General features: G+C 62.9%; 20 protein-coding genes. 10 read left to right on the plus strand and 10 right to left on the minus strand.

All coding sequences use genetic code 11. The features are described from left to right. Positions 1-92 precede the first annotated feature (92 nt). Positions 93-872 carry an acetoin reductase gene (locus QMX97_RS21160; protein ID WP_120448310.1) on the minus strand — a complete coding sequence of 260 codons (780 nt, stop codon included), beginning with the start codon at positions 870-872 and terminating at the stop codon, positions 93-95. A 193-nt stretch (positions 873-1065) separates the two neighbouring features. Here QMX97_RS21160 and QMX97_RS21165 point away from each other — a divergent pair, with 193 nt between their 5' ends. After that, complete coding sequence (locus QMX97_RS21165; RefSeq protein ID WP_282397546.1) at positions 1066-3219, plus strand: TonB-dependent siderophore receptor; 2154 nt, start codon at positions 1066-1068, stop codon at positions 3217-3219. Between the two features lie 3 nt (positions 3220-3222). Here the strand turns inward: QMX97_RS21165 and QMX97_RS21170 are convergent, their stop codons facing one another. Both QMX97_RS21170 and QMX97_RS21175 read right to left on the minus strand, forming a co-directional pair. Further along, positions 3223-3660: a carboxymuconolactone decarboxylase family protein gene (locus tag QMX97_RS21170; protein WP_065906237.1), complete on the minus strand. Its 438-nt coding sequence runs from the start codon at positions 3658-3660 to the stop codon at positions 3223-3225. A gap of 122 nt (positions 3661-3782) precedes the next feature. Continuing rightward, the gene (locus tag QMX97_RS21175) at positions 3783-4688 is read right to left on the minus strand and encodes a LysR family transcriptional regulator (RefSeq protein WP_106804244.1); all 906 of its coding nucleotides are present in this window, start codon (positions 4686-4688) and stop codon (positions 3783-3785) included. A 214-nt stretch (positions 4689-4902) separates the two neighbouring features. Here QMX97_RS21175 and QMX97_RS21180 point away from each other — a divergent pair, with 214 nt between their 5' ends. Then, positions 4903-5301, plus strand: coding sequence for an AraC family transcriptional regulator (locus tag QMX97_RS21180; RefSeq protein ID WP_065906233.1), 399 nt, complete (start codon positions 4903-4905; stop codon positions 5299-5301). Between the two features lie 58 nt (positions 5302-5359). Next, positions 5360-8122 carry a winged helix-turn-helix domain-containing protein gene (locus QMX97_RS21185; RefSeq protein ID WP_282397547.1) on the plus strand — a complete coding sequence of 921 codons (2763 nt, stop codon included), beginning with the start codon at positions 5360-5362 and terminating at the stop codon, positions 8120-8122. Here QMX97_RS21185 and QMX97_RS21190 read toward each other — a convergent pair. Next, positions 8069-9592 carry a winged helix-turn-helix domain-containing protein gene (locus QMX97_RS21190; protein WP_282397548.1) on the minus strand — a complete coding sequence of 508 codons (1524 nt, stop codon included), beginning with the start codon at positions 9590-9592 and terminating at the stop codon, positions 8069-8071. The two genes, QMX97_RS21185 and QMX97_RS21190, sit on opposite strands and share 54 nt — an antisense overlap. A 95-nt stretch (positions 9593-9687) precedes the next feature. Next, positions 9688-10638 carry a GlxA family transcriptional regulator gene (locus QMX97_RS21195; RefSeq protein WP_065906227.1) on the minus strand — a complete coding sequence of 317 codons (951 nt, stop codon included), beginning with the start codon at positions 10636-10638 and terminating at the stop codon, positions 9688-9690. Positions 10639-10819: 181 nt separating this feature from the next. On the opposite strand from QMX97_RS21195, the gene QMX97_RS21200 reads away from it, so the two are divergent. Continuing rightward, positions 10820-11542, plus strand: coding sequence for a pirin family protein (locus QMX97_RS21200; protein ID WP_065906226.1), 723 nt, complete (start codon positions 10820-10822; stop codon positions 11540-11542). A gap of 145 nt (positions 11543-11687) precedes the next feature. Then, on the plus strand, positions 11688-12113 hold the full coding sequence (locus tag QMX97_RS21205; RefSeq protein WP_201144119.1) for a hypothetical protein: 426 nt from the start codon (positions 11688-11690) through the stop codon (positions 12111-12113). A gap of 61 nt (positions 12114-12174) precedes the next feature. On the opposite strand, the gene QMX97_RS21210 is transcribed toward QMX97_RS21205, so the two are convergent. After that, on the minus strand, positions 12175-13179 hold the full coding sequence (locus tag QMX97_RS21210; protein ID WP_282397549.1) for a quinone oxidoreductase: 1005 nt from the start codon (positions 13177-13179) through the stop codon (positions 12175-12177). A gap of 102 nt (positions 13180-13281) precedes the next feature. Between QMX97_RS21210 and QMX97_RS21215 the strand changes: the two genes are divergently transcribed. The 5 genes from QMX97_RS21215 (at position 13282) to QMX97_RS21235 (ending at position 18201) form a co-directional block, all read left to right on the plus strand. After that, a complete protein-coding gene (locus QMX97_RS21215; protein ID WP_282397550.1) occupies positions 13282-14145 on the plus strand; it encodes a LysR family transcriptional regulator in 864 nt (287 codons plus the stop codon). A gap of 355 nt (positions 14146-14500) precedes the next feature. Next, the gene (locus QMX97_RS21220; RefSeq protein WP_120448302.1) at positions 14501-15226 is read left to right on the plus strand and encodes a winged helix-turn-helix domain-containing protein; all 726 of its coding nucleotides are present in this window, start codon (positions 14501-14503) and stop codon (positions 15224-15226) included. Continuing rightward, positions 15219-15923, plus strand: a complete 705-nt coding sequence (locus tag QMX97_RS21225) for a hypothetical protein (protein ID WP_213550785.1) — start codon at positions 15219-15221, stop codon at positions 15921-15923. Before QMX97_RS21220 ends, QMX97_RS21225 begins: the two co-directional genes overlap by 8 nt. A 30-nt stretch (positions 15924-15953) precedes the next feature. Next, positions 15954-16583 (plus strand): winged helix-turn-helix domain-containing protein, encoded by a 630-nt coding sequence (locus QMX97_RS21230; RefSeq protein WP_282397551.1) that lies wholly within the window; start codon positions 15954-15956, stop codon positions 16581-16583. A gap of 226 nt (positions 16584-16809) precedes the next feature. Beyond that, entirely contained in the window at positions 16810-18201 is a 1392-nt protein-coding gene (locus QMX97_RS21235; RefSeq protein WP_257235942.1) for an undecaprenyl-phosphate glucose phosphotransferase, read from the plus strand. A 37-nt stretch (positions 18202-18238) separates the two neighbouring features. Here QMX97_RS21235 and QMX97_RS21240 read toward each other — a convergent pair whose 3' ends face one another. The 4 genes from QMX97_RS21240 to QMX97_RS21255 are packed head-to-tail and all read right to left on the minus strand — an operon-like array spanning position 18239 to position 22859. Next, entirely contained in the window at positions 18239-20314 is a 2076-nt protein-coding gene (locus tag QMX97_RS21240) for a YjbH domain-containing protein (RefSeq protein WP_282397552.1), read from the minus strand. Next, on the minus strand, positions 20311-21078 hold the full coding sequence (locus tag QMX97_RS21245) for a capsule biosynthesis GfcC D2 domain-containing protein (protein WP_282397553.1): 768 nt from the start codon (positions 21076-21078) through the stop codon (positions 20311-20313). Before QMX97_RS21245 ends, QMX97_RS21240 begins: the two co-directional genes overlap by 4 nt. Beyond that, entirely contained in the window at positions 21075-21734 is a 660-nt protein-coding gene (locus QMX97_RS21250; protein WP_282397554.1) for a YjbF family lipoprotein, read from the minus strand. Before QMX97_RS21250 ends, QMX97_RS21245 begins: the two co-directional genes overlap by 4 nt. A gap of 12 nt (positions 21735-21746) precedes the next feature. Further along, on the minus strand, positions 21747-22859 hold the full coding sequence (locus tag QMX97_RS21255; RefSeq protein WP_120448297.1) for a polysaccharide biosynthesis/export family protein: 1113 nt from the start codon (positions 22857-22859) through the stop codon (positions 21747-21749). Positions 22860-22866 lie beyond the last annotated feature (7 nt).

The raw sequence follows: 22866 nt of genomic DNA on the forward strand, positions 1-22866 counted from the left end.
AAGGCGGTATGTCAGTAACAGATAGGCTGTCTGATACAACGCCTTCGCGAGCAAGCCCGCTCCCACATTTTTGAACGCGTCAGCCAAGGACGTCAGCGGTAGACGAGCCCGCCGTCGATCAACGGGGCTTGGCCGGTCATGTAGTCCGAATCCGGCCCGGCCAGGAAGGCCACCAGCCCGGCAACGTCTTCCGGCGTTTCCGCGCGGCCCAGGGCAATGCCCTCCACGTACTTCTTGTACGTCGCGCCGACGTCAGCGCCGGTAATCTCGGCCATGCGCTTGTCGATCTCGACCCACATATCGGTGCCCACCACGCCCGGACAGTACGCATTGACCGTGATCCCGGCGCTGGCCAATTCCTTGGCCGCCGCCTGGGTCAAGGCGCGCACGGCAAACTTGGTCGCCGAGTACACCCCGAGCAGCGCAAAGCCTTCATGGCCGGCGATGGAGCACGCGTTGATGATCTTGCCCTTCTGCTTGAGCGCCTTGAATTTCTTGCCGGCGGCCTGGATTCCCCACAACACACCCTGCACGTTGATGCCCAGCGTGCGTTCGACCTGTTCCGGACTGACGTCCAGCAGCGAATCGATCTGCGCCACCCCGGCGTTGTTGACGATGATGTCGAAGCCACCCAGGGTCTGGTGCGCATGTTCGACGGCGGCCACCACCTGTTCGCGCTTGGACACGTCGGCGACAAACACCGAGGCCTTGCGTCCCAGGGCGACCACTTCAGCAGCTACGGCTTCGAGCTTGGCGCCATTGATGTCCACCAGGGCGATGTCGGCACCGTCCTGTGCCAGGCGCAGGGCGATGGCCCGGCCAATGCCCTGCCCGGCGCCGGTGACCAGCGCGATTTTTCCAGCAATCCCCATGACGATCTCCTGCAATGATGAGAGAAGCCTTGTCTATCGCAGGTCGCCGGGGCGGCTGTCGAGGCGCGCAGCGATTGGCGTGGGGGCTGAGACGGGATGTCTCAGCGTGCGAATCATTCTCGAAAACTTGTAAAAGTACGCACTTATGCCTAGCTTATGCGCCCCCCGCCCTGCGCTTTAAGGCCCTGCCCCCATGGTTTTGCGTTTTCGTCCCGTCGTCACTTCACGTTTTGCCCTCGGCCTGCTGCTCAGTGGCGGCATCGGCCACAGTCTGGCGGCGGAGCTGGAGCTGCCAGCGGTGCAGGTCCAGGGCCAGGATGAGTCCGGCTATCGCGCTGAAACCGCCTCGGTCGGGGGCTTCGACGAGGCGCCGCTGCTGGACACGCCCGCCTCGATCACGGTGATCAACGCCGCGATGATCAAGGACCAGCAGGCGCGCCTGCTCAGTGAAGTGCTGCGCAACGATGCCTCGGTGGGCGACAGCTATGCGCCCATCGGCTACTACGAAAACTTTGTGGTGCGCGGCTTCTCGCTGAATGCTGCCAGCAGCTACAAGATCAACGGGCGCACCATCACCGGCGAGCAGAACGTCGCCCTGGAAAACAAGCAGCAGGTGGAAGTGCTCAAGGGCCTGGCGGGCCTGCAAAGCGGTATCTCCGAGCCCAGCGGCGTGATCAACTACGTGACCAAGCGCCCGGAGGATGTGCGCCAGGTGACGGTGTCCACCGATGATCGCGGCAGCGGTTATATCGCTACCGATGTCGGCGGCTGGTTCGGCAGCGAGCAGCAATTCGGCCTGCGTGCCAACGTCGCCCATGAAGACCTCAATTCCTATGTGGAACACGCCAATGGCCAGCGCGATTTCGTGTCCCTGGCCTTTGACTGGAACATCAGCCCCGACGCCGTGCTGCAGCTGGATGCGGAATACCAGGACAAGCAGCAACGCTCGGTGCCCGGCTACCAATTGCTGGGAGGCTCCGAAGTGCCACATGGCGCGTCACCGAAAAAATTGCTCGGGCACCAGAGCGGTTCCAAGCAGGTGGGCATCGATTCACTGAACCTCAACGGCAAGTTCGAATACCGCTTCAGCGACCAGTGGAAAGGCAACCTCAGCGCGGCGCGCAGCAAAGTGGTGATCGATGACTACAGTTCGTTTGCCTATGGCTGCTTCTACGTGACCGATTGCGGCACCGCCTTCTTCAGCCCCACTGGCGACTACGACGTCTACGACTACCGCAGCCCCGACGACACCCGCCGCGACGACGAGGTGCAGGCGGCCATGACCGGGCTGTTCGACACGGGCAGCCTGGGCCATGAACTGACCTTCGGCACCAGCGCCTTTCGCCGGGTGGTCGACAAGCGCGAGTCGGTCAACGAGTACATCGGCAGCACCAATATCAACGTCGATGCTCCGACGTTCACCCCCACCGACAAACCGCTCAACGACAGCCATCGCAACCTCGACAGCCGCCAGTACGGCCTGTTCGTCACCGACCGCATCCGCTTCAACGAGCAATGGCAAACCATCCTCGGCGGCCGTGAAGTGCGCCTGGACGAAAAAGCCTTCGACGGGACCACTGGCAACCAGGTTCGCCACACCCAGCAATACGTGTTCCTGCCGCAGGCTTCGTTGATCTACAAGCCGGTCGAAAACATCTCGCTCTACACCAGTTACAGCAAAGGCCTGTCCCTGGGCGGCCAGGCGCCGTGGACAACTACCAACGACGGTGAAACCCTCGCGCCGACCGTTTCGCGCCAGATCGAAGCCGGGGTGAAATACGACTGGCGCCGCATCAGCTTCGCCGCTGCCGTATTCCAGACGCGCCAGGCCTACCAGTACGCCAAGCCGGAAGGCGCCGATCAGTTCATCTATGTGCAACAGGGCGAGCAGAAGAACACCGGGCTGGAGTTGTCGGCCAACGGCTGGGCCACCGACCGTTTGCAGATCGCGACCAGTGTGGCGGCGATTCGCGCGCGCGTGACCGGCAGCGGTACGCCGGAATACGAAGACCACCAGGCGATCAACGTACCCAAGCTGCGCGCCAGTGTGTACGCCGACTATGCGTTGCCGTGGGTGAATGGATTGGCCGTGCTCGGCGGTGTGCAGTACAGCGCCAAGAAGTACGCGAACCGTACCGGGAATGTGGAGGTCGGGGATTATGCGGTGGTCAATGTCGGAAGCCGCTACACCACCAAGGTCGACGGCTACGAGACGGTGTTTCGCCTGAGCGTCGACAACCTGTTCGACAAGCGCTACTGGCGCGACGCGGGCGAGTACATGGGCGATGACTATCTGTTCCAGGGCGCGCCACTGACGGCGCGCCTGAGTGCTTCGGTGAATTTCTAAGGCTTACTTGGGCATCTTGCGAAAACCCACCGCGAGGCGGTTCCAGCTGTTGATGGTGGCGATGGCCACGCTCAGGTCGACCTGCTCCTGGGCGCTGAACTCGGCGGCGAGTGCATTGAAGTCCTCATCCGGCGCGTGGGTCTGGCTGAGCAGTGTCAGGCTTTCGGCCCAGGCCAGTGCGGCGCGCTCACGCGGGGTGAAGAACGGCGTTTCACGCCAGGCCGACACGGTGTACAGGCGACGCTCGGTCTCACCGCCCTTGCGGGCATCGGCGGTGTGCATGTCGAGACAGAAGGCACAGCCATTGATCTGCGAAACACGCAGGCGGATCAGTTCCAGCAGGGGCAACTCGATGGACAGTTTGCCGACAGCGGCTTCCAGGGCGAGCATGGCTTTCATGGCGTCTGGGGAGGCGGTGTAGAAATCGGTACGCGCTTGCATGGTGGTTCTCCGGAACGGTGGGGGTTGATGGCTAGGTTAGTGACCGGAGGTGGTGGGAGGAATATCCAATTCCGGGGAAGAATGGGTGACCAATTCCTGGTGGGCTGGGCCCACCTCCTCAATCAAGCCCCCGCCATGTGCTCCGAAATCCTCGCCCGCAACCACCGCTCCGCCGGGTCATTGTCATGCACCCCGCTCCACACCATCGACAGCTCCGCTGCCTCTATCGCAAACGGCGGGTCCTCGGCTCGCAGCGATGTGCCCTCGGTCAACGCGCAGGCCGCGTAATCCGGCACTGTGGCGATGATCTGCGTGCCCGCCAACAGCGCGCGCAACCCACTGAACTGCGGCACCGCCAGCACCACCCGGCGGGCCCGGCCGATACGCGCCAGGTCCAGGTCAATGTTGCCGCTCAAATCCCCCGAGAACGACACCATCGCGTGGGGCCGCTCGCAGTAGTCGTCGAGGGTCAGCGGTGCCACGCCGGCGTCGCCGCGCAGCACCTTGCAGGGAATATCGCGCAGCTTCTTGCGCTTGGCATTCGCCGGCAATTCAGTGGTGTAGCTCACCCCCACCGTGATCTCGCCACTGGCCAGCAGCGACGACATCAACAGGTAGTTGGCGCGACGCACCACCACGATGATGCCCGGCGCCTCTTCGCGCAGTTGGCTGAGCAACGGCGGGAACAGGCCGAACTCGGCGTCGTCGGAGAGGCCGATGCGAAACACCGCGCAACTGGTGGAAGGGTCGAAATCCTTGGCGCGGCTGACCGCGCCGGAAATAGTGTCCATGGCCGGTTGCAGCTCCTTGAGTATCGCCAGCGCCCGTGGCGTGGGTTCCATGCCCCGGCCGTTGCGCAGCAGCAACGGGTCGTCGAACAGGTCGCGCAGGCGCCCGAGTGCCGCACTGACCGCCGGTTGGCCCATGAAGAGCTTTTCGGCGACGCGGGTCAGGTTCTTCTCGAACATCAGTGCTTCGAAAATCACCAAGAGGTTCATGTCGACGCGGCGCAGGTCGTTGCGGTTCATGGGGCAATCCAAACGGCTGAAAGGCCCACAGATAAGCACGCAAGCCACCCGTGGTATTGCATGGCTGTGCTGTCTTTTCCGCCGGTTTTTTCCGCCTGAGCTGGCAAAATTAACAACGATTAACTCGTCAGCCAGACGGTCCGGCGCCAAGAATGCAGCGGTCTACACTGCATCCATTCACCGGGAACGCTCCCATCGACTGCGGATATCTGTCATGGCCCGACTTGAGTACTGTGCTCCCCGCTTGCCCGCGACCGGCGGCCTCTGCCCCCGGCGCGAGCGCATTGCCAAGCAATTGATCCTCGCCAACCTCGGCGAAAGCCTGGCGATCGCCGACCTGGCCCAGGCCTGCGCGCTGTCACGCAGCCATTTTTCCCGCGCGTTCAAGTGCACCACCGGGCTGTCGCCGCAGGAATGGATTCGCCAGCAGCGCATCCAGCGGGCCAAGGAACTGATCACCGGTTCCGCCCTGAGCCTGACGCAGATCAGCCTCGAATGCGGCTTCTGCGACCAGGCGCATTTCTGCCATATGTTCACCCGCAGCGAAGGCGTCAACCCGATGACCTGGCGAAATCACCAATTGCGTCACAAGCCCGACGTGATCGCGGCCTAGTGGTGGCGGCGCACCTGGCCTATGCTGGCCGCACTCCTCTTTCCGAGCATGGCGCGCCATGAGCGACCCCAGCGACCAGGCCGTACATTTCGGCCCCTACCGCGTCCACCCGCGCCAACGCCTGGTGCTGGAGGCCGGTCAGCCATTGCGCCTGGGCCGGCGCGCGCTGGATATCCTGCTGATCCTGCTGGAGCAGGCCGGCAACGTGGTGAGCAAGCAGGCCTTGATCGCCCGGGTCTGGCCGCACAGCGTGGTGGAAGACGGCAACCTGCGGGTGCATATGGCCGCGTTGCGCAAGGCATTGGGCGACGGCCAGGCCGGGCAGCGCTATATCGTCACGGTGGCCCAGCGTGGCTACAGTTTTGTTGCGCCACTGAGCATCGAACCGATGACCTTTCCGGCTGATGGCACTCCGCAAGCACAGGGCCATAACCTGCCACTGCGGCGCACCCGCGTGATCGGCCGCCAGGCCTTGATCGACCGACTGGTGCAACAGCTGCCGCAACAGCGCTTTATCACCTTGACCGGCGCCGGCGGCATCGGCAAGACCACCGTCGCACTGCGCGTGGCCGAACTGCTGATCGGACATTACCGCGACGGCATCCACCTGCTGGACCTGGCGCCCCTCAGCGCACCGGCACTGATCCTGCCCAACCTCGCCGCCCTGCTCGGCCTCACACACGTCGAGCATGAACCCCTGGACACCTTCGCGCGCCGCCTGCAGGAACGCCAGTGGCTGCTGGTGATCGACAATTGCGAGCACCTGCTGGACGACATCGCGCTGATCAGCGAAAGCCTGCTGCGCCATGCGCCCCGGCTGCACATCCTGGCCACCAGCCGCGAAGCCCTGCGCGCCGAGGGCGAGTCGGTGCAACGCCTCGACCCCCTGGCCTGCCCGCCCGCCACCGGCAATCGCGCCCAGGCCATGGGCTACCCGGCCCTGCAATTGCTGATCGAGCGGGCCATGTCGCACCAGGACCGCTTTGAGCTGAGCGAAGCCGAACTGCCGTTGGCGATTGATATTTGCCAGCGCCTCGACGGCATCCCGCTGGCAATCGAGTTGGTGGCGGCGCAGATCGAACGCTTCGGCCTGCCGCGCCTGCTGGTGCAGATGGAAGACAACTTCCGCCTGCTGACCCGTGGCCGGCGCAGCGCCCTGCCCCGTCATCAGACCTTGCGCGCCACGCTGGATTGGAGCTTCGACCTGCTGACCGCGTGCGAGCAGGTGTGCCTGCGTCGCCTCGCGGTGTTCCGTGGCGGTTTCAGCCTGGCCAGCGCCGCGGCGGTGATTGCCGGCGAGCAGATTGCACCGGCCGAGGTACTGGGCTCGATCACCCAGCTGGTGGCCAAATCCTTGCTCAATGTGGAGCCGGGCGATGACGAGATGGTCTATCGCCTGCTGGACATCACCCGTACCTACGCCCTGGAAAAGCTCAGCCTTGCCAACGAGCTGCACGCCACGCGCGAGCGCCATGCGGTGCGCTGCCTGACGCTGATGGAGCAAGCGCAGGACGACTGGGAGTTGATCGCGACCCAACCGTGGCTCGACCGCTACGCGCCACTGCGCGAGGACGTGCGTGCCGCGCTTGACTGGGGCCTTGCCGAGGGCGGCGAACACCTGCTGGCGATCCGCCTGACGGTCAGCGCCATGCCGCTGTGGCAAGAGTTGTCGCTGGTCAGGGAGCATGCGGTGTATGTCGACAAGGCGCTGGCGCTGATGGCCGAGGCCAGTGCGCCCTGCACGCAATTGACGATGCAGCTGCAATTGGCCCTGGGCAGCCTGTCCTATCACGCGTTGGGCGGCGCACCGCGGACCATCGCCGCGTTTGCCAGCGCCAGGCAACTGGCCGAGGAACGCCAGGACCTCGCCGGCCAATTGCGCGCGGTCTCCGGCCACATGGCGGTCAACCTGTGCGCAGGCCATTATCGCCAGGCACAGGCACTGAGCGTGCAATTCGACCACCTCGACCCGCGCACCGAGCCGCTGCTGGAGCTGAGTACCCAGCGCCTGCACGTGCTGGCGCAGCATTACACCGGCAACCAGGCACTCGCCCGGCACACGGCCGAACAGGTCATCCAGCGCATGGCGCACAGCGGCTCGCTGAATCGCTTTGCCTATCGCTTGGGCGTGCAATATGACCAGAGCGTCGCCTCACTGACGGTATTGGCGCGCATCCTGTGGTTGCAGGGCTTTCCCGAGCGCGCCTGGGCCGTGGCCAGCCAGGCGCTGGAGTTGGCGCTGCAGATCAATCACGGCACGTCGATCTGCTACACCCTGGCCCTGGCCGGCGTGGTCATCGCCCGCTACAACGGCGATGACGAGGCGGCGCAGCGCCTGCAGACGCTGCTGCTGGAGCAGTCCCACAAGCATTCGGTGCAGTTGTTCCAGACCTGGGCGGGGCACTACGCCGGGATTCCCGGCCACCAGGACCTGCAGGGCCTGGGGCTGATAGACGACATCCTGATCACGTTCGGCGCGCGTGTCGTCGATGAGCAAGCCTTCGAACGCGCCCGCACGGGGGCAGCCGGCTGGTGCGCCGCCGAAGTGATCCGCGTGCACGCCGAGGGCATGGCCGACACCGGCACCGCCGAAGCGCTGCTGCTCGAATCCCTCGGCCTGGCTAACCAGCAAGGCGCGCTGGCCTGGGAACTGCGTTGCGCGACCTCATTGGCGCAGCGCTGGCAGCAGCAAGGTCGCCTGCAGCCTGCGCGCGATCTGCTCGGTTCAGTCTACGGGCGCTTTACCGAAGGCTTTGCCACCCGCGACCTACTGCGCGTACGCCGCCTGCTCGACGAGTTGCAGGACAAACGTCCGGCCTGAAAACGCCCCCAGATAATGCCCATACCCCTGCTGCAACCGTGCCACCTGCGCCGGATCGCGCAACTGCGCGAGGGCGTAGCTGCGGGTGCTGTTGAGCAAACGATAACGCGCGGGCCCCGGGCCCGGCTCGACGTTCAGCAATGAGGTACTCACCAGTCGCGCCAGCAGGTAGGCAAGGTCGGCGTGTTCCAGCTCGGTGCCGGCGACCAGCACGCTCAAGGACGGCAAGGTCACGGCCATTCTGAACAAGCCCAATTGCAGGAACAGCCAGCGCTCCGGCAGGCTCAGGCGGTCGTAGCTCCAGTCCAGGGCAGCGGTTAGCGATTGGTGGCGCTCCACGGCCGTGCGTCGACCGCGGCTCAGCGTCTGTATGCCGCTGCGCAGCTGCGCATGTAAACCGCGCACGCCCAGGGCGTCAACCTGGGCTGCCGCCAGTTCCAGGGCCAGGGGAAGGCCGTCGAGGCGTCGGCAGATGTCGCGCAGGGGGGCCAGGTCCTGGGGGCGTAAATCATAGTCCTGCTGACTGGCACGTACGCGGGCGACGAACAGTTGCACCGCCGGGCAAGCCATCGCGTGGTCGACGCTGCCCAATACCGCCGGTGCAGGCACCGCCAGCGGCGGCACGCGCAGCACCCATTCGCCGGACACGTGCAAGGCTTCGCGACTGCTGATCAGCACGCTGACCTGCGGCGCCTGCTCGTGCAGCGCGCGCACCAGATGCCGGCACGCACCCAGCAGCGGGTCAACGCCGTCGAGCACCAGCAATAACTGCCGGCCCGCCAGTTGGCGGCATAATTCGACGGGGCTACGGGTGGGTACCAGATGCAGCACTGTGGCCAGGTGCTGTAGCAGCATTGTCGGCGCCTGCACGGTGGCGAGGTCCACCCACCACACGCCGGCGCGATAGCGTGGCAATACGCGCTCGGCCAGCGCCAGGGCCAGGGTGCTCTTGCCGACGCCGGCACAGCCGGTGAGGGTCATCAGACGCTGCCCGGACAGGCGCCGCACCAGCACGCCAAGCAATTCATCGCGCCCCATCACCGGGCTGAGCCGCGTGGCCAAATTGTGCCGGGGCAACTGCGACGACAGCTCGCCGTGCACCGGCGCAATGAAACAGTAGCCGCGCTGGGGATCGTTGAGGATGCAGCGTTGCCCGTCGAGGGCACGGCGCAAGGCGGCGATGTGCACGCGCAGGTTGCTTTCCTCGACAACACTGCACGGCCAGACGCGCTCGATCAGCGTGGCCTTGTTGATGAACTGCCCGGGCGCCTCGAGCAGCACCGCGAGGATATCCAGCGCGCGGCCGCCCAAGGGCACCGGCCACCCGGCCTTGCTGAGCAGCCGCTGTTGCCGGTGAAAGGCATAGGCACCGAAACGCACCGTGCCGTTCGCATCCATCGCCTGAAGGTTGTTCATCGCTGTCATCGCGCTGGAACACCCGGCCTTGGGCGTTTGCGCGTCCTGTTCCATGGGCCTGTGGCTATCTTGCCACTTGGCGATGACAGGACAATGCTGGCACGGGGAGCGACACGGACATTCGAGTGCGCGAGACGGACATCCTGGCGCTAACTGAACTGCTGCCGGTATTGGGTCGGGTTGAGACCGAGCTTTTCACTGAACAGAAAACGCATATGCCGCACGCTGCCAAAACCTGCGTGGAAGGCCACGGTCTTCAGCGGCAGGTCGGTGGCCTCCAGCAGCTGGCGGGCGCGGTCGATACGCGCGCCCTGCAGGAAGGCCATGGGCGTCATCTGCACCTCCTTGGCAAACAGCCGCGCGAAGTGGCGCGCACTCATGCCCGCCAGCGTGGCCATCGACTCGATGCTGAAGGGCTGGTCCAGGTGGTCGAGGACGTGCTGCTGCACGCGGGTGATCGCGGTTTCCTGCGGCGCGACGGCGGCTGTCATCGGGCTGAACTGGGCCTGGCCGCCCTGGCGCTTCATTACCACCAGCAGCACCTTGGCCACGTCCACCGCGACCTGCTTGCCGTGGTCCTGGGCGACAATCGACAGCGCCAAGTCGATACCGGCCGTGACCCCACCAGAGGTAATCAATCGCCCGTCCTGCAGGTAGATGCGGTCCGTCTCGACGATGGCCTTGGGGAAGGCCTTGATCAGGCGCTCGGTGTAGTGCCAATGGGTGGTCACGCGGTGATGATCGAGCAGACCGGCATGCCCCAGCACAAACGCTCCGGTACAGATCGACCCAAAGCGCCGGGCACGCGGCGCGGCCTCTTGCAGCCAGGGCAACAGCGCGGGATGGCATTCGTTATAGGCACCGGGGCCGCCGGGCACCAGCAGCAGGTCGTAGGCCGCGTGCGCCTGGCCCAGCAGGAGGTCGGCCTGCACCACCACCCCATTGGAGGCGCGCAACGGGCCAGGCTCGGTGCCGATGGTGAGTATCTGGTAGTGGTCGGCCGCAGGCAGGTAGCGGTTGGCGATGGAAAACACCTCAAGCGGCCCTGCCATGTCGAGCAGGAGGAAGTCCGGAAACAGCGCCATGGCCACGGTTTTCATCAAGCGGGAGACCTATAAGGAAGGGAAAGCGTCAGCCATTATGGCACGTCGATTACTGTCAACCCCAAGGCGACAGTCATTCAGGATTCATCTCCTTAATGAATCCAACGGTAACCAGTAACCTTCTTCTCAACGCCAGCGCCCTGCATCTCGCAGCCCGCGCTCACTTGAGGACACCACCATGCTGACCCTTCGCAAAGCTTCGGAACGCGGCGCCGCCAATCACGGTTGGTTGAAGTCGTTCCACACCTTTTCGTTCGCCAACTACTGGAACCCCGCCGAGCAAGGTTTTTCCGACCTGCTGGTGATCAACGATGACCGTGTCGCCGCCGGCAAGGGCTTCGGCCAGCACCCGCACCGCGACATGGAGATTTTCTCCTACGTGCTCGAAGGCGCCCTGGAACACAAGGACACCTTGGGTACCGGTTCGGTGATCCGCCCCGGCGATGTGCAATTGATGAGCGCCGGCAGCGGTGTGGCCCACAGCGAGTTCAACCACAGCCAGAGCCGTGGCGTGCACTTCCTGCAGATCTGGATCGTGCCCGCCGTGGCCGGTGCCGAGCCGCGCTATCAACAAGAGCATTTCAGCGCAGCGCAGAAACGCGGACGCCTGCAGTTGATCATTTCGCCGGACGGAGCCGACGGCTCCCTCAGCGTGCGCCAGGACGCACGGGTGTATGCCGGGCTGTTCAACGCTGACGAAAGCGCCACCCTGGACTTGCCGCCAGATCGCCATGTGTACGTGCATGTGGCCCGAGGCAGCGTTGAGGTCAACGGCCAGCGCTTGCAGGAAGGCGACGGCGCCCGCGTGCGGGATGAGCGGCAGATCCGCCTGGGCCACGGCGAGGATGCCGAAGTGCTGGTGTTCGACCTGCGCCCCAATGAGCTGCCGCAGATGCCATGACCGGCTCGGCGAAGGTCCGCGCAAGCGGGCCATCGCTGGCGTCGATAGTCACCATCAGCCCAATGAAGTTCTCTTAAAAAATCCAACGCGTAACATCAAACCCATACCGGCAACAACCCAACTAAAACACTCGGAGCACACTCACATGAAACGCCAAATCTTGCTTAGCCTCGCTTTCTCGGTACTCGCTGCAAACGCATTTGCTCACCCTGTCGTCGCTGAAGGCGGTGCGGATCGCCTGATCGAAAGCCGTGTTGCAGAGGGTGGCTCGGACCGCCTGCAAGGCAACCGTTTCGCTGAAGGTGGCGCTGATCGCCTGCAGGAACGCGGCCTGGCGGAAGGTGGTGCGGATCGCCTGCAGGAACGTGGCCTGGCCGAAGGCGGCGCGGATCGCCTGCAGGAACGTGGCCTGGCTGAAGGCGGTGCGGATCGCTTGCAGGAACGCGGCCTGGCGGAAGGCGGTGCGGATCGCCTGCAGGAACGCGGCCTCGCTGAAGGCGGTGCGGATCGCTTGCAGGAACGTGGCCTGGCTGAAGGCGGTGCGGATCGTCTGCAAGGCAACAACGCATAATCCCGCGCTGTTGGCGGGAACCCCAAACCGGCCTGATCAGCCGGTTTTTTTTTGCCTGTCATTAATCCAAGTCGCGGTCCACCCACAGCACCGCCTTGCCGATCTGTTGCCGAGCCTCGATACGCGCATGCACCTGCTGCACGGTTTCCAGGCGGTAGTAGCCTTCGATCTCCACGCTCAATGACCCTTCGAGCATTGCCGCGAACACCGCATTGGCGCGGCGCTGCACCGTCGCACCGTCGGCCATATGGTCGGCCAGCCGTGGACGGGTCAGGAACAGCGAACCGGCCTCGCCCAGCTCAATCGGATCGAGGTCGGTCAGCGAGCCCGAGACATTGCCGTAATTGACGATCAGTCCGCGTGTACGGCAGGCGCGGAAGCTGTCACGCAGGGTACTTTTGCCCAGGGAATCGAACACCACGTCCACGCCCTGCCCGTCGGTGGCTGCCAGGACACGCTCGACAAAGCCGCCGTCATCATAGGTCCAGGCCAGGTGGGCGCCGCGCTGCCGGGCAATCGCGCACTTTTGTGCAGTGCTGCCCGTGGTGAGCACGGTCGCCCCCACGTGCCGGGCCATCTGCACCAGCAACTGGCCGATGCTGCCCGACGCGGCGTGTACCAGGCAGGTGTCGCCCGCCTGCAAACGGGCCACATCCTCAATCAAGTAGTGGGCCGTGCACCCCTGGAACATCGCCGCCGCAGCCTGATCGAAGGTGATCGCGCTGGGTATCTGCGCAACCTTGTCGACCGGCACCAGCGCGTATTCGGCATACGCGCCCCAGGCGATGCACCAGGCCACGCGGTCGCCCACGGCCAAGTGATGCACGTCCGCGCCGACTTCCACCACAACACCGGCGCCTTCCATGCCCAACGTACAGGGCAGGCGCACCGGGTATGTGACTGATTGGGCGTACTTGCCCTGACGCGTGTGAATGTCCATGAAATTGATCCCGGCGCAGGCCACCTTGATCAACACATGGCCCGCGCGTATCAGCGGCTTGGCCACATCCAGCTGCAGTTGCGCGACATCCGGGCCGCCGTAGGTTTGCAAGGTGATGGCTTTCATCCAGGAACAACTCCATGTGCACGGGGAAGCGGCCATGGTAAAAGGACGCAATCCGTTGGAATATTCCCCAAACCGTCCCAGCCTCTGTGCGGAAATAACCCGATGTTCGATTGGCAGGATCTGTATTACTTCACCGTATTGGCCCGCAGCCAGTCGCTGTCGGCCGCTGCCCGCGAGTTGCAGGTGGAGCACGCCACGGTCGGCCGTCGGGTCGACGCCCTGGAAAAAGCCCTGGGCGTGAAACTGGTCGACCGCTTGCCGCGCAGCCGCCCTCTTACCGCCCAGGGCCTGGCGCTGGCCGAACTGGCCGCCGGCATGGACGAGATGGCGACCCAGGTGCTGCGCCTGTCGCGAGTGGCGTCCATCGAAATGGCAGGCACGGTGCGGGTCAGCTGCCCGCCGTCCATTGCCAATTACTGCATCGCCCCGCATGTGGCGCGCTTGCGTGCCGAGTATCCGCAACTGAACCTGGTGCTGATGCCCTCCACCCACTTGGCCGCGCTGGACAAGGGTGAAGCAGATATCGCCCTGCGCACGCTGCGTCCCGATGAAGACGCGCTGGTGCGCAGGAAGGTCGGCGTGGTGCGCTTCGGGCTGTACGGCCCGCCGACGTTCCAGCAACTGCCCACCGAACAGTGGACCTTCATTGCCTACGACAGCAGCCGTGACCACCTGCCCCAACAGGCATGGATGCACCAACTGCGCGGCCCGCGCGAGATTGCCTTTGCCGCCAGCGAGCTGATCACCCAGCAAATGGCAGCCAGGGCCGCAGTGGGTGTGGTGGTGCTGCCGACACTGGTGGGCGATCACGACCCGCAGTTGGTCAAGCTGCCCACGGCGACCGAGGGTCCGCAGCGCGATATCTGGCTGACGGTGTACCCCGATATGCGCCGCTCGCCGCTGGTGAAGGTGGTGATGGAGTTTCTGGTGGGGTGCATCGAGGGCGAAATACAGCTAAGACGGTGAGGCACCGACGGTACTGTCGGCGGTCAAACACCAGGGCGCGATGGGAACCCTTCTCACCCCTGGTGCTCGCCTGGCCTGGTGGCGTCGGCGCCTGGGAAAGGCAATGGCCAACCTCGCGTGCAATCAAAAAAATCGTTTGGGCTAAAATACTTATAGGCGATTAAAAATTTGCACTAGCATATGTGTAAGTCCGCACACCCCCTTCACAAACTGTGCCTATTAGCCCTCCTCGCTCGTAAAAACAAAGTGGCGAATGTTAAAATTTGTCACGTTTTAGCGTATTCAATTCGATTAGTATCTAAACGCTAGCAGCGATTGAACTGACGGCCTGCATGCCGGAAAAGGGAGTAGGGTAATGCATTTTTCCAACGTCCTCGCTATTGCCCGGACTCAATCGAAATCGGAGGACTTTCGGGCGCTTTTAGTTCGCACTGTAGCGAATAATTTAAAAGTCGATACACGTTGCTACGGACAACTAATTGACCCTCAGCAACACCACGGACATTACCGTGCCATCATTATAGAAATCGATACACCCTCCGCCAGCCAGCAAACCCTGGACATAATAAGAAAAACCCGCGAAGAGCACCCGGGCTCGACCATATTTGTGGTCGTTACGTTTGCCTCGACCTTGAGCAAAACAAAATATTATCTGGCCGGTGCGGATTACTGCGTCAAGGCCGTGGAAACTTCTGCGGAAAAAAAGATAAGCCTGTTTGATACCTTTCTCAACGAGAGCGAGCGACTTCATCGCGGACTGGTATTGGACCAGGACCGCATGTGCATCTACGGCGATGGCAAGAAGCTGGAAATATCCTTCGTCGAAATGAAAGTACTCGAAGCGCTCATTCATAACCGACTGCTCAGTCATAATGAGATCGCCGCCGTCATGGGCCTTAATACCAAGTACTACGACTCCCGCGCACTGGAAAAATCCATCAGTCGCCTGCGCAGTAAAATCAAGGCGCACTACGGTGAAAACATTATCCAGAATATCCGCGGTTACGGTTACAAACTAAGCCGGGGTCTAATTTGCGTCAGCGACTTCCCGCCCGCCAAGGGGAGTTCGCACGGTGAATAACGAACACCAACCCTGTACCACTACCACGGGCTACACGCTCATCCGGCAAGCCATCGTCGACCGTCGTCATGCCTTATGGGGCAGTGAAATCAGGGCGGAACATCACGGTGAGGACGCGCTGCCGGAAAGTGCCTGGCGCGAGGCATTGCTGCGCATCAACCCGCGACGCAAGACACTCCAGGTCGCAGGCCAAGGGGTTCGTCATGCGTTCCTGCGTATCGGGCAAGCGGCCTTGATGAACGAAGACACGTTCAAGGCAATTATCCAGACCGCGAAGTCATTGGAAAAACATCGCCAGCCCCTCACCCTCACGCTCGACAACCGTCTGGATGCCCTGCCCGGCCCGGTCGAACGCCGGGCCATGGTGCGCCAGTTATATAAGTTGAAAGATCACAGTGGTATTACGTTGGCCTACAACAACTACAGACTCGACACAAAGCCTGGGGACCTGCTGATCGACCTCAAGTTGTACGACTATATAAAAATGCCTTTTCCGGATTCCGCTCTCAGGCTCAGTCTGAATACGCGCTCGGACCTGTTCGACAGGCTCTACGACCGCATGCTGGCGCTGATCAGTGCCAGCGGGGTGCGCTTCATCGCCGACACGGTCGAGTTTGCCGACAGTGCGATGCTGGCTAAAAACCTGCCGTTCGAATACTTTCAGGGCGGTTATTACTCCCCTGCTGACTGCCTGTAAAACTGCCCCTTCCTGATATCGGTGGACACTATGAGCTCCCTCAAGAAACATGCCTTCACTGCGACACTTCCTGCGATAGCGCTGCAGGACTTCACGCCCAATGCAGAGTTATTCCATTACGAACTCACTGCGCCTAAAACGTCATCTTTCCTCGACCCACAACCGACGCGCGCGCGGTTCAATACTTATGTGATTACCCACTCCCTCGGTTTGCACGCACAGCCGGTTAACACTGCGCGGCAGGCTTCAAGAATGCCAGCGCCCGAGGCGCCGGACAGTCCGCCAACGCCCCACACTCGAACGACGGAGATCAATAGCGAAAGACCCCAACTGCACCCGCAGGATTTCTGGCTGCTGACCCAGCACGACCGCACCCTGGTCAAAGGTGGCCTGCGGATTTCATTGACAACCATTGAGTCGGCTTTAATTAAGAAGATGCTGCACCATGAAGAACGCGTGGTCAGCAAAGAAGAGTTGATCCGTAATATAGGGCGTGAACCCGAGTTGTATCGGGGACTCGAAATGTGCTTGAGCCGACTGCAGGAAAAGTTTAAACGGGTCAACGATGGCGAGCGCCTGTTTCGCGCCGTCAGGAACCGTGGTTATTGCCTCACGCAAAAAATCAAGAAGCCGTTAGAGCTGACTCCCGCGCGTCGCTAAAATAAAAAAACACCCGGACTCTATTAAAAACCCTGCCATTTACTGCCTCTCTCAGCTGCCCTTTTATAACACCCACCTCTAATAAATACGCACCTGACCTTGTTATAAGTCGTCAGCCATTGCCCTCGGCCGTTCATTACCATTCATGGGTACGCGCTTGCGCGTGCCTGTTGTTTTTTCATTAAACCCTGCCACCACGTGCGTGGTCACCACCGGGAGCAGAAGTATGCTGAATAACACTAGAATGCATCGCAACCTGACCCCCAAGGGTTTAACCTTCTGGGGCCAGTGGATGCTTGCATCAAGCCTGGTCGTTGCGCTGTTGTTTATGCTGGTTTTCCTCAAGACGGGACAACTTGAATATAACTACCGCGTGCTCGCCGCCTTCACCATTCTGGCCTCGCTCCCGGCGTACAGTGTGTGTGATGTCTACAGTAAAAAAGATGATTACGGCGTAGGCCTGGGACGACTGTTCATGGGGTGGCTGTTGACCGTGGGCATCGTGTTTGTTGTCGGCATTGTTTGCAACGCCAGCGAACTGTTCCCGCTGGAAACGTTATTACTGTGGGCGGCTGTCAGTTACCCGTTACTTGCCCTGTGTTATATCCCGCTGCACAGTGCCTCCCGGTATTACCACCGCCAACTTCATGAACGGCACAAGTCACTGATTGTCGGCACCGGCAAGCTCGCCGTGGATCTGGCCAAGACCCTCTCGCGCCAGAAACGCTCGCCGCTGGTGGGCCTCGTCGGCAGCCACAGCGAGATCGCCGCTGACGCACCCGCGCAAATCCTCGGCGACCTGCCGCAATTGCCCCAGCTGATCCGACAGCACGGTATCCGCCGGCTCTATATCACCCACTCACTGCAGGACGCCACGCACATCGAGGCGCTGTACCTCAACCTGCTGGACATCAGCGTGGACGTGATCTGGGTGCCCGACCTGAACAACATGCTGCTGCTCAATCACTGCGTGGCCGAAGTGGACGGGCTGCCGGCGATTTTCCTCAATGAAAGCCCGCTGACCAGCCGCCCCACCGCCGCCTTGAGCAAGTCATTGCTGGACAAGAGCATCGCCCTGCTGGCGATCCTGCTGCTCAGCCCGGTGTTGTTGGTGTTCGCCCTGTTGATCAAGCTCACTTCCCCGGGCCCGGTGATTTTCAAACAGGACCGCCACGGCTGGAATGGCGAAGTGATCAAGGTGTGGAAATTCCGCTCGATGCGTGTGCATGACGACCATGAGGTACGCCAGGCCAGCCGCAACGACTCGCGCATTACCCCGGTGGGCCGGTTTATCCGCCGAACCTCAATCGATGAATTGCCGCAGTTGTTCAACGTGCTGCAAGGCAATATGGCCCTGGTCGGGCCGCGCCCTCACGCGATTGCGCACAACGACTACTACTCGGGGAAGATCCACGCCTACATGGCCCGCCATCGCATCAAGCCCGGCATCACCGGCCTGGCGCAGGTCAGCGGTTGCCGGGGCGAGACCGAGACCCTGGAAAAGATGCAACGGCGCGTGGACATCGACCTGCGCTATATCAATACCTGGTCACTGTGGCTGGACATCAAGATCCTGATCAAGACGCCGTTCACGCTGCTGTCCAAGGACATCTACTGACCCAAAAAAAGGGGGGCATCCTGCCCCCCTTCCCGCCTCACTCAGTGATCTTGTCGATGTTCTTGTAGAACAGGTCACTGTCGCGTCCATCAGTCATCGAATGCAGTGAATACGCGCGGTTCAACCTGGCCCCGCCATCACGGGTCAGCGGCGCCCACACCAGGTTGGCGCGGCGCATCGTCGACAGGCTCATCAACTCGTCGAAGGGAACGGACAGGTAGAGGCCCTTATCGAAGCTGCCTTCGCCAAAGTCTTCCTTGGACACGTTGGTGCGCGTGACCCAGGCCCCAATCCGCACGCCATTGTTGAATTCGCGCGACAGGTCCAGGGTGGCCCCCCAGTCCCTGGCCAGGTAGCGGCCGACACTCAATGCGCCCTGCAGGTTGAACGGCAACTCGCTGTAGCCGGTGATATGGCCGGTGACGGTGCGGTAGTCACGCAGGCTGAAATCCTGCTCGAAACCGCGTTGGCGCACGTAGTTGAGGTCCGCTCCCAATGCCCAGCGCTGGCCCATCGGGCGGTACAGCACTTCACTGCCGACCCCGGCATACATCGACTCCAGCAGCCCGCCATAGACCATGCCGTACAGGTCCTGGTCGAGTCGCTGCGCATGGTTGAGCTGGAAGGTCGGCAGGGTCACATCGGAGCTGGTCATGTAGCGGCGCAGGTCGGTGCGCACCCTGGGCAGGCCAGTGGGGGCGTCGTAGGTGAAACCGTCGTAGTTGTTCAGCAGGTTGACACTGAGCAGGCCACTCCACCACGTATTGCGGGTGAAGCGGTACTCGGCGTCGAGGTCGGCGGAGACCTGGTAGAGCAAGCCATCCGGCCCGCCGACATTCTGCTTGTAGCCCAGGCCCAAGCCATAGCTCAAGGGCTTGGATGGCTGGGTATAGAGCACGGTCGGTGGAGTGGCGCTGGGCCGATTGACTTCGGCCTGGCGGTGCAGGTTCTCCAGGGGCTCGCGGTTGTCGACCACCTCGCGGAAGGTCTTGCGCGGCACACTGGTTTCCTCGATCGGCATGGCGTAGCGCTCGCTGACCAGGGTGAACCAATCGATCTGGTCATTGACGCTGTTGTCGAGGATCCGACTGGCGCGACCCACTGCCTTGGCACTGTAGAAGTAGCGCTGCTGCTCGCCATACACCAGCAACTCCGGCCCGCGCTGGGCGATACGTTGCACGTTGTAGCCGGCGTTGTCATGCAGGCGCTGGGACACGGCGGCCCAATCGACCTGGTCCATTGGCGTGGTGGGCGGCGTCGTCGGCAGCTTGGGCGGCGGTGGATCGTAGGTCTTGCCCGGCGCTTTGCGGCTGACGAAATTGGTGTGCAAGGTGATGCCGAACATGGCGGTGTTGCCACGCTCCCAGGCGGCGCTGACGTCGATGGAGTCAGCGAGCTTGTAGACCATGCCCAGGTTGATCGGCGAGTCCTGGCGAAAGTGGTTGTCGCGGGGCTCGTGCTTGTAGTCGTTGCCCTCCACTTCGAGCTTGAGGCTCAGCGGCGCCCAGGGTGTCTGGTAGGCGACACCGCCAAACACTGCGGGGCGGCCGCGAAAGTAGCCGTTGGAAAAACTGCCGGAGCCTTCGGCGGTGGGCCGCGTGTTGAAACTGTCGTCCACCGCCCCCAGCGGGTTGCCGAAATCGCCGCGACTGCCCAGGTAGCCCCAGGCGATGCCGGCGCTGAAATCCAGGTCGCCGTAGCGCTTGTTGGCCACCAGGTATTCGCTGGAGAACAGGCCGGTGCCGCCCAGGTCCATCAGCCCCAGCGCCACCTCGGGCAACCAGTGGCTTTCCTGATAGAGGCGCACCTTGGCATCGACCGCCTTGTCCTTGTAACTCTGGCCACCACTGAACGACTCGGCGCCATACGGGCGGTTGGTAATCGCGGTGTAGCGAAAGGTGCCTTCCAGCCAATCCAGCGGCTGCGCGGAAAAACTGTAGCGGCTGTAGGGCTCGGTCCGGTTGGCGTTCACGCTGAGTTCGCCGGCGGGCGCCATGCGGGCGGTGGGCGTTTGCAGCAGCCCGACGCCGCCGAAATCGCTTTGGGTATAACGGGGATCGCCATGCACGACGCCACACGGCACCAGCAGCACGGCTGCAATACATAATTTCAAGGCGAGACCTCGGCCAGGGGTTGGGTGCCAATAAACTCGGCCAGTTGCGGGTTCAGCTCGGGCGTGGGCGGGTCCAGGTCATCGCTGCGGATCGGCACCAGCAGCGTGCTGCCGGGCGCGAGCGGCAGGCCGTCTGCGCGATTCCAGGGGGCAACGCCCAGGCGCGTGACATTCCCGTCGGGCTGGATCAGCCACACCTGGTCGGCATCCGCCTCTGCCAGGGCCGGACAGGCGCGCAGGTAAGCGCGCGCCAGTTGCATCGGCTGGAATGCCAAGGTGCAGGTGGCGACGACGGCGCCAAACACGCGCACGGTGTCGGGTCGTGACGGGTAGATCAGGCGATCACCCTCACTGACCGGCAGGTTGGGCGCAAAGCCGACCTCCACTGCCACCGGGTCGAGCTTGGCGATCTGGCGACCGGTGACCGGCAGCGCCAGTACCTGTCGATACAGCTGCGCCGCTGCCCGCGCCCGGCTCTCACGCCCGGCCGCCAACGCGGCACGGCGCAGGGTGTCCAGGTCAAACAGCACGCCGGCCTTGAGCCGTGCCTGGCGCTCCAGCAAGGGTTGGTGCAGCCAGGCCGCCGCCAGCCAATAGCCCTGGGCATCCGGTTGCGCGGCGGTCATCACGTCGAGCAGGCGCATACCCGGTTGCCAGCTGATGGGCTGCGTGTCACGCACCTCTCCGCTGACGGTCACCGCTGCCTGGCAAGCCGTGGCACAACTCCACAGCACCGCCAGGGCCCATCTTCTGCGCAGCGTCATGGCGCCTCCTTGCGGGTGGGTTTGAGTTGGGTGATGGTCAGGCTCAAACGGGGGGTGAGGTGCTGCTCGCTCTGCACGATCGCGCCGTCAACCGGGTCGACCCAATAACGATTGCGCGCATGAAAACCCAGGGCCTGGGCCTCGATGTCCTCATCGATGCGCAGCAAGGCGTAGGGTTTGTCGAGGATCTCCAGGGTCTCGATGCCCCGGCGTTGAAAGCGGCTGGTGACCGTGATCCCCAACTGATAGCCCTCGACCACATCGATCTGGCGTGTGCTGCGATAGCCGTCGGGCACGCGGTGCAAGCCCTGCTGGAACGGCGACCGGCCTTGCCAGCGCGTGCCATCCAGATCGGCGCCCAGGCCGACCGTACGCACCACCAGGCCATCGCGTATCAGCAGCACCTGTTTGCCGGAAGCGACCCAGAACTGCAGGTCGCCGCGCTGGCGAATCAGCGCCATCACGCCTTCGCTGGACACCGTGGTGACCTTGATCTGGGGAAAGGGCACGGCGTCCACCTGGGCCTGGCTCACCACCAGCGGCGAAGGCCCGCCAGCCGCCGCCTTGAAGGTATCGAGCGAGGCCTGCATCAGTGGATTGCAGGCACACAGTAACCACGCCGTAGACGCGTAAATCGTACGCTTCAGACTGTTCACGCAAGGTCCACCTTATCGGCTGCTGGCTTCGCTCAGGTTGTTTTGAGTGGAAGCGCCGATGCCAATGATCGAAGCGGACGGCAGCAACTGGCTGATAAAACGGTTCCAGCGCGTGATATTGGCGGGGCCGACAAACACCACGTCCTGGGGCTGCACATCAAAGCGCGTGGCCAGGGCCATGGCGGAGGGCGACGCGGCTTCCAGCTGGAACACCTTGGCCGGCTCCACCTCGATGTTCTGTGCGCCACGGATCACGTAGATGGCGTCGGCATTCGAGGTGTTCTGGTTGACCCCGCCCGCCGAGCCCAGCACGTCGGAGAGGTTCATGCTGCGGGTCTTGAAGCTCAGGGCGCGGGGCTGCATGACCTCGCCCATCACGTAGATACGCTTGCGGTCGTTGTAGGGCAGGTACAACTGGTCGCCGTCCTTGACGTAGATATCGTTGAGGCGCGACGGGTCCTTGTTCAACGTGTCCAGGTCGAGGGTGTAGCGCTTGCCGCCACGGGTCAGGGTCAGGTTGGAGAGGTCGGCATTCTGCGGGTCGATACCCGAGGTGGCCACCGCCTCCATCACGCTCATCGGGATCGTGGTGATCGGCACCGGCCCGGCCTTGGCGACCGCGCCGGTCACGACCACGCGCTGGCTGGCAAAGCGCAGGACGCTGACATCCACTTGCGGGCTGTCGATGTATTGACGCAGCTTCTCGGTGATCTCGCTGCGCAGCGCGGCCAGGGTCCGGCCCTTGGCAACCACTTCACCGACATACGGGTAGAACAGGTTGCCATCCGGATTGACCAGCCGGCCGTTGGCATCGATCTGCTGTTGCGGGCCGGACGGCGCGGTTAGTTCGGGGTGGTCCCAGACCGTGATATACAACGCGTCATTGGGACCGATCAAATAAGGCGCCGGTTTATAATCCAGTAGTTCTTTGGGTAATGAATAAGGCTCGCGCGTGGCGGCGTCCATGGCCAATAACTTTGGGGTGATCGGAATTAATTCCACGCGGCTACTTTCAGCGCTACCCTCCTGGGTCATTGCCGCGGTATCCATATATTGGCCCGGGGCAAACATGCAACCTTGCAACAATGCAGCGGCCACGGCCGCAACAGGAAAAAGACGCCTCATAGTGCTC

This window comes from Pseudomonas sp. PS01298 (assembly GCF_029959745.1).
Taxonomy (GTDB): Bacteria; Pseudomonadota; Gammaproteobacteria; order Pseudomonadales; family Pseudomonadaceae; genus Aquipseudomonas; species Aquipseudomonas aylmerensis.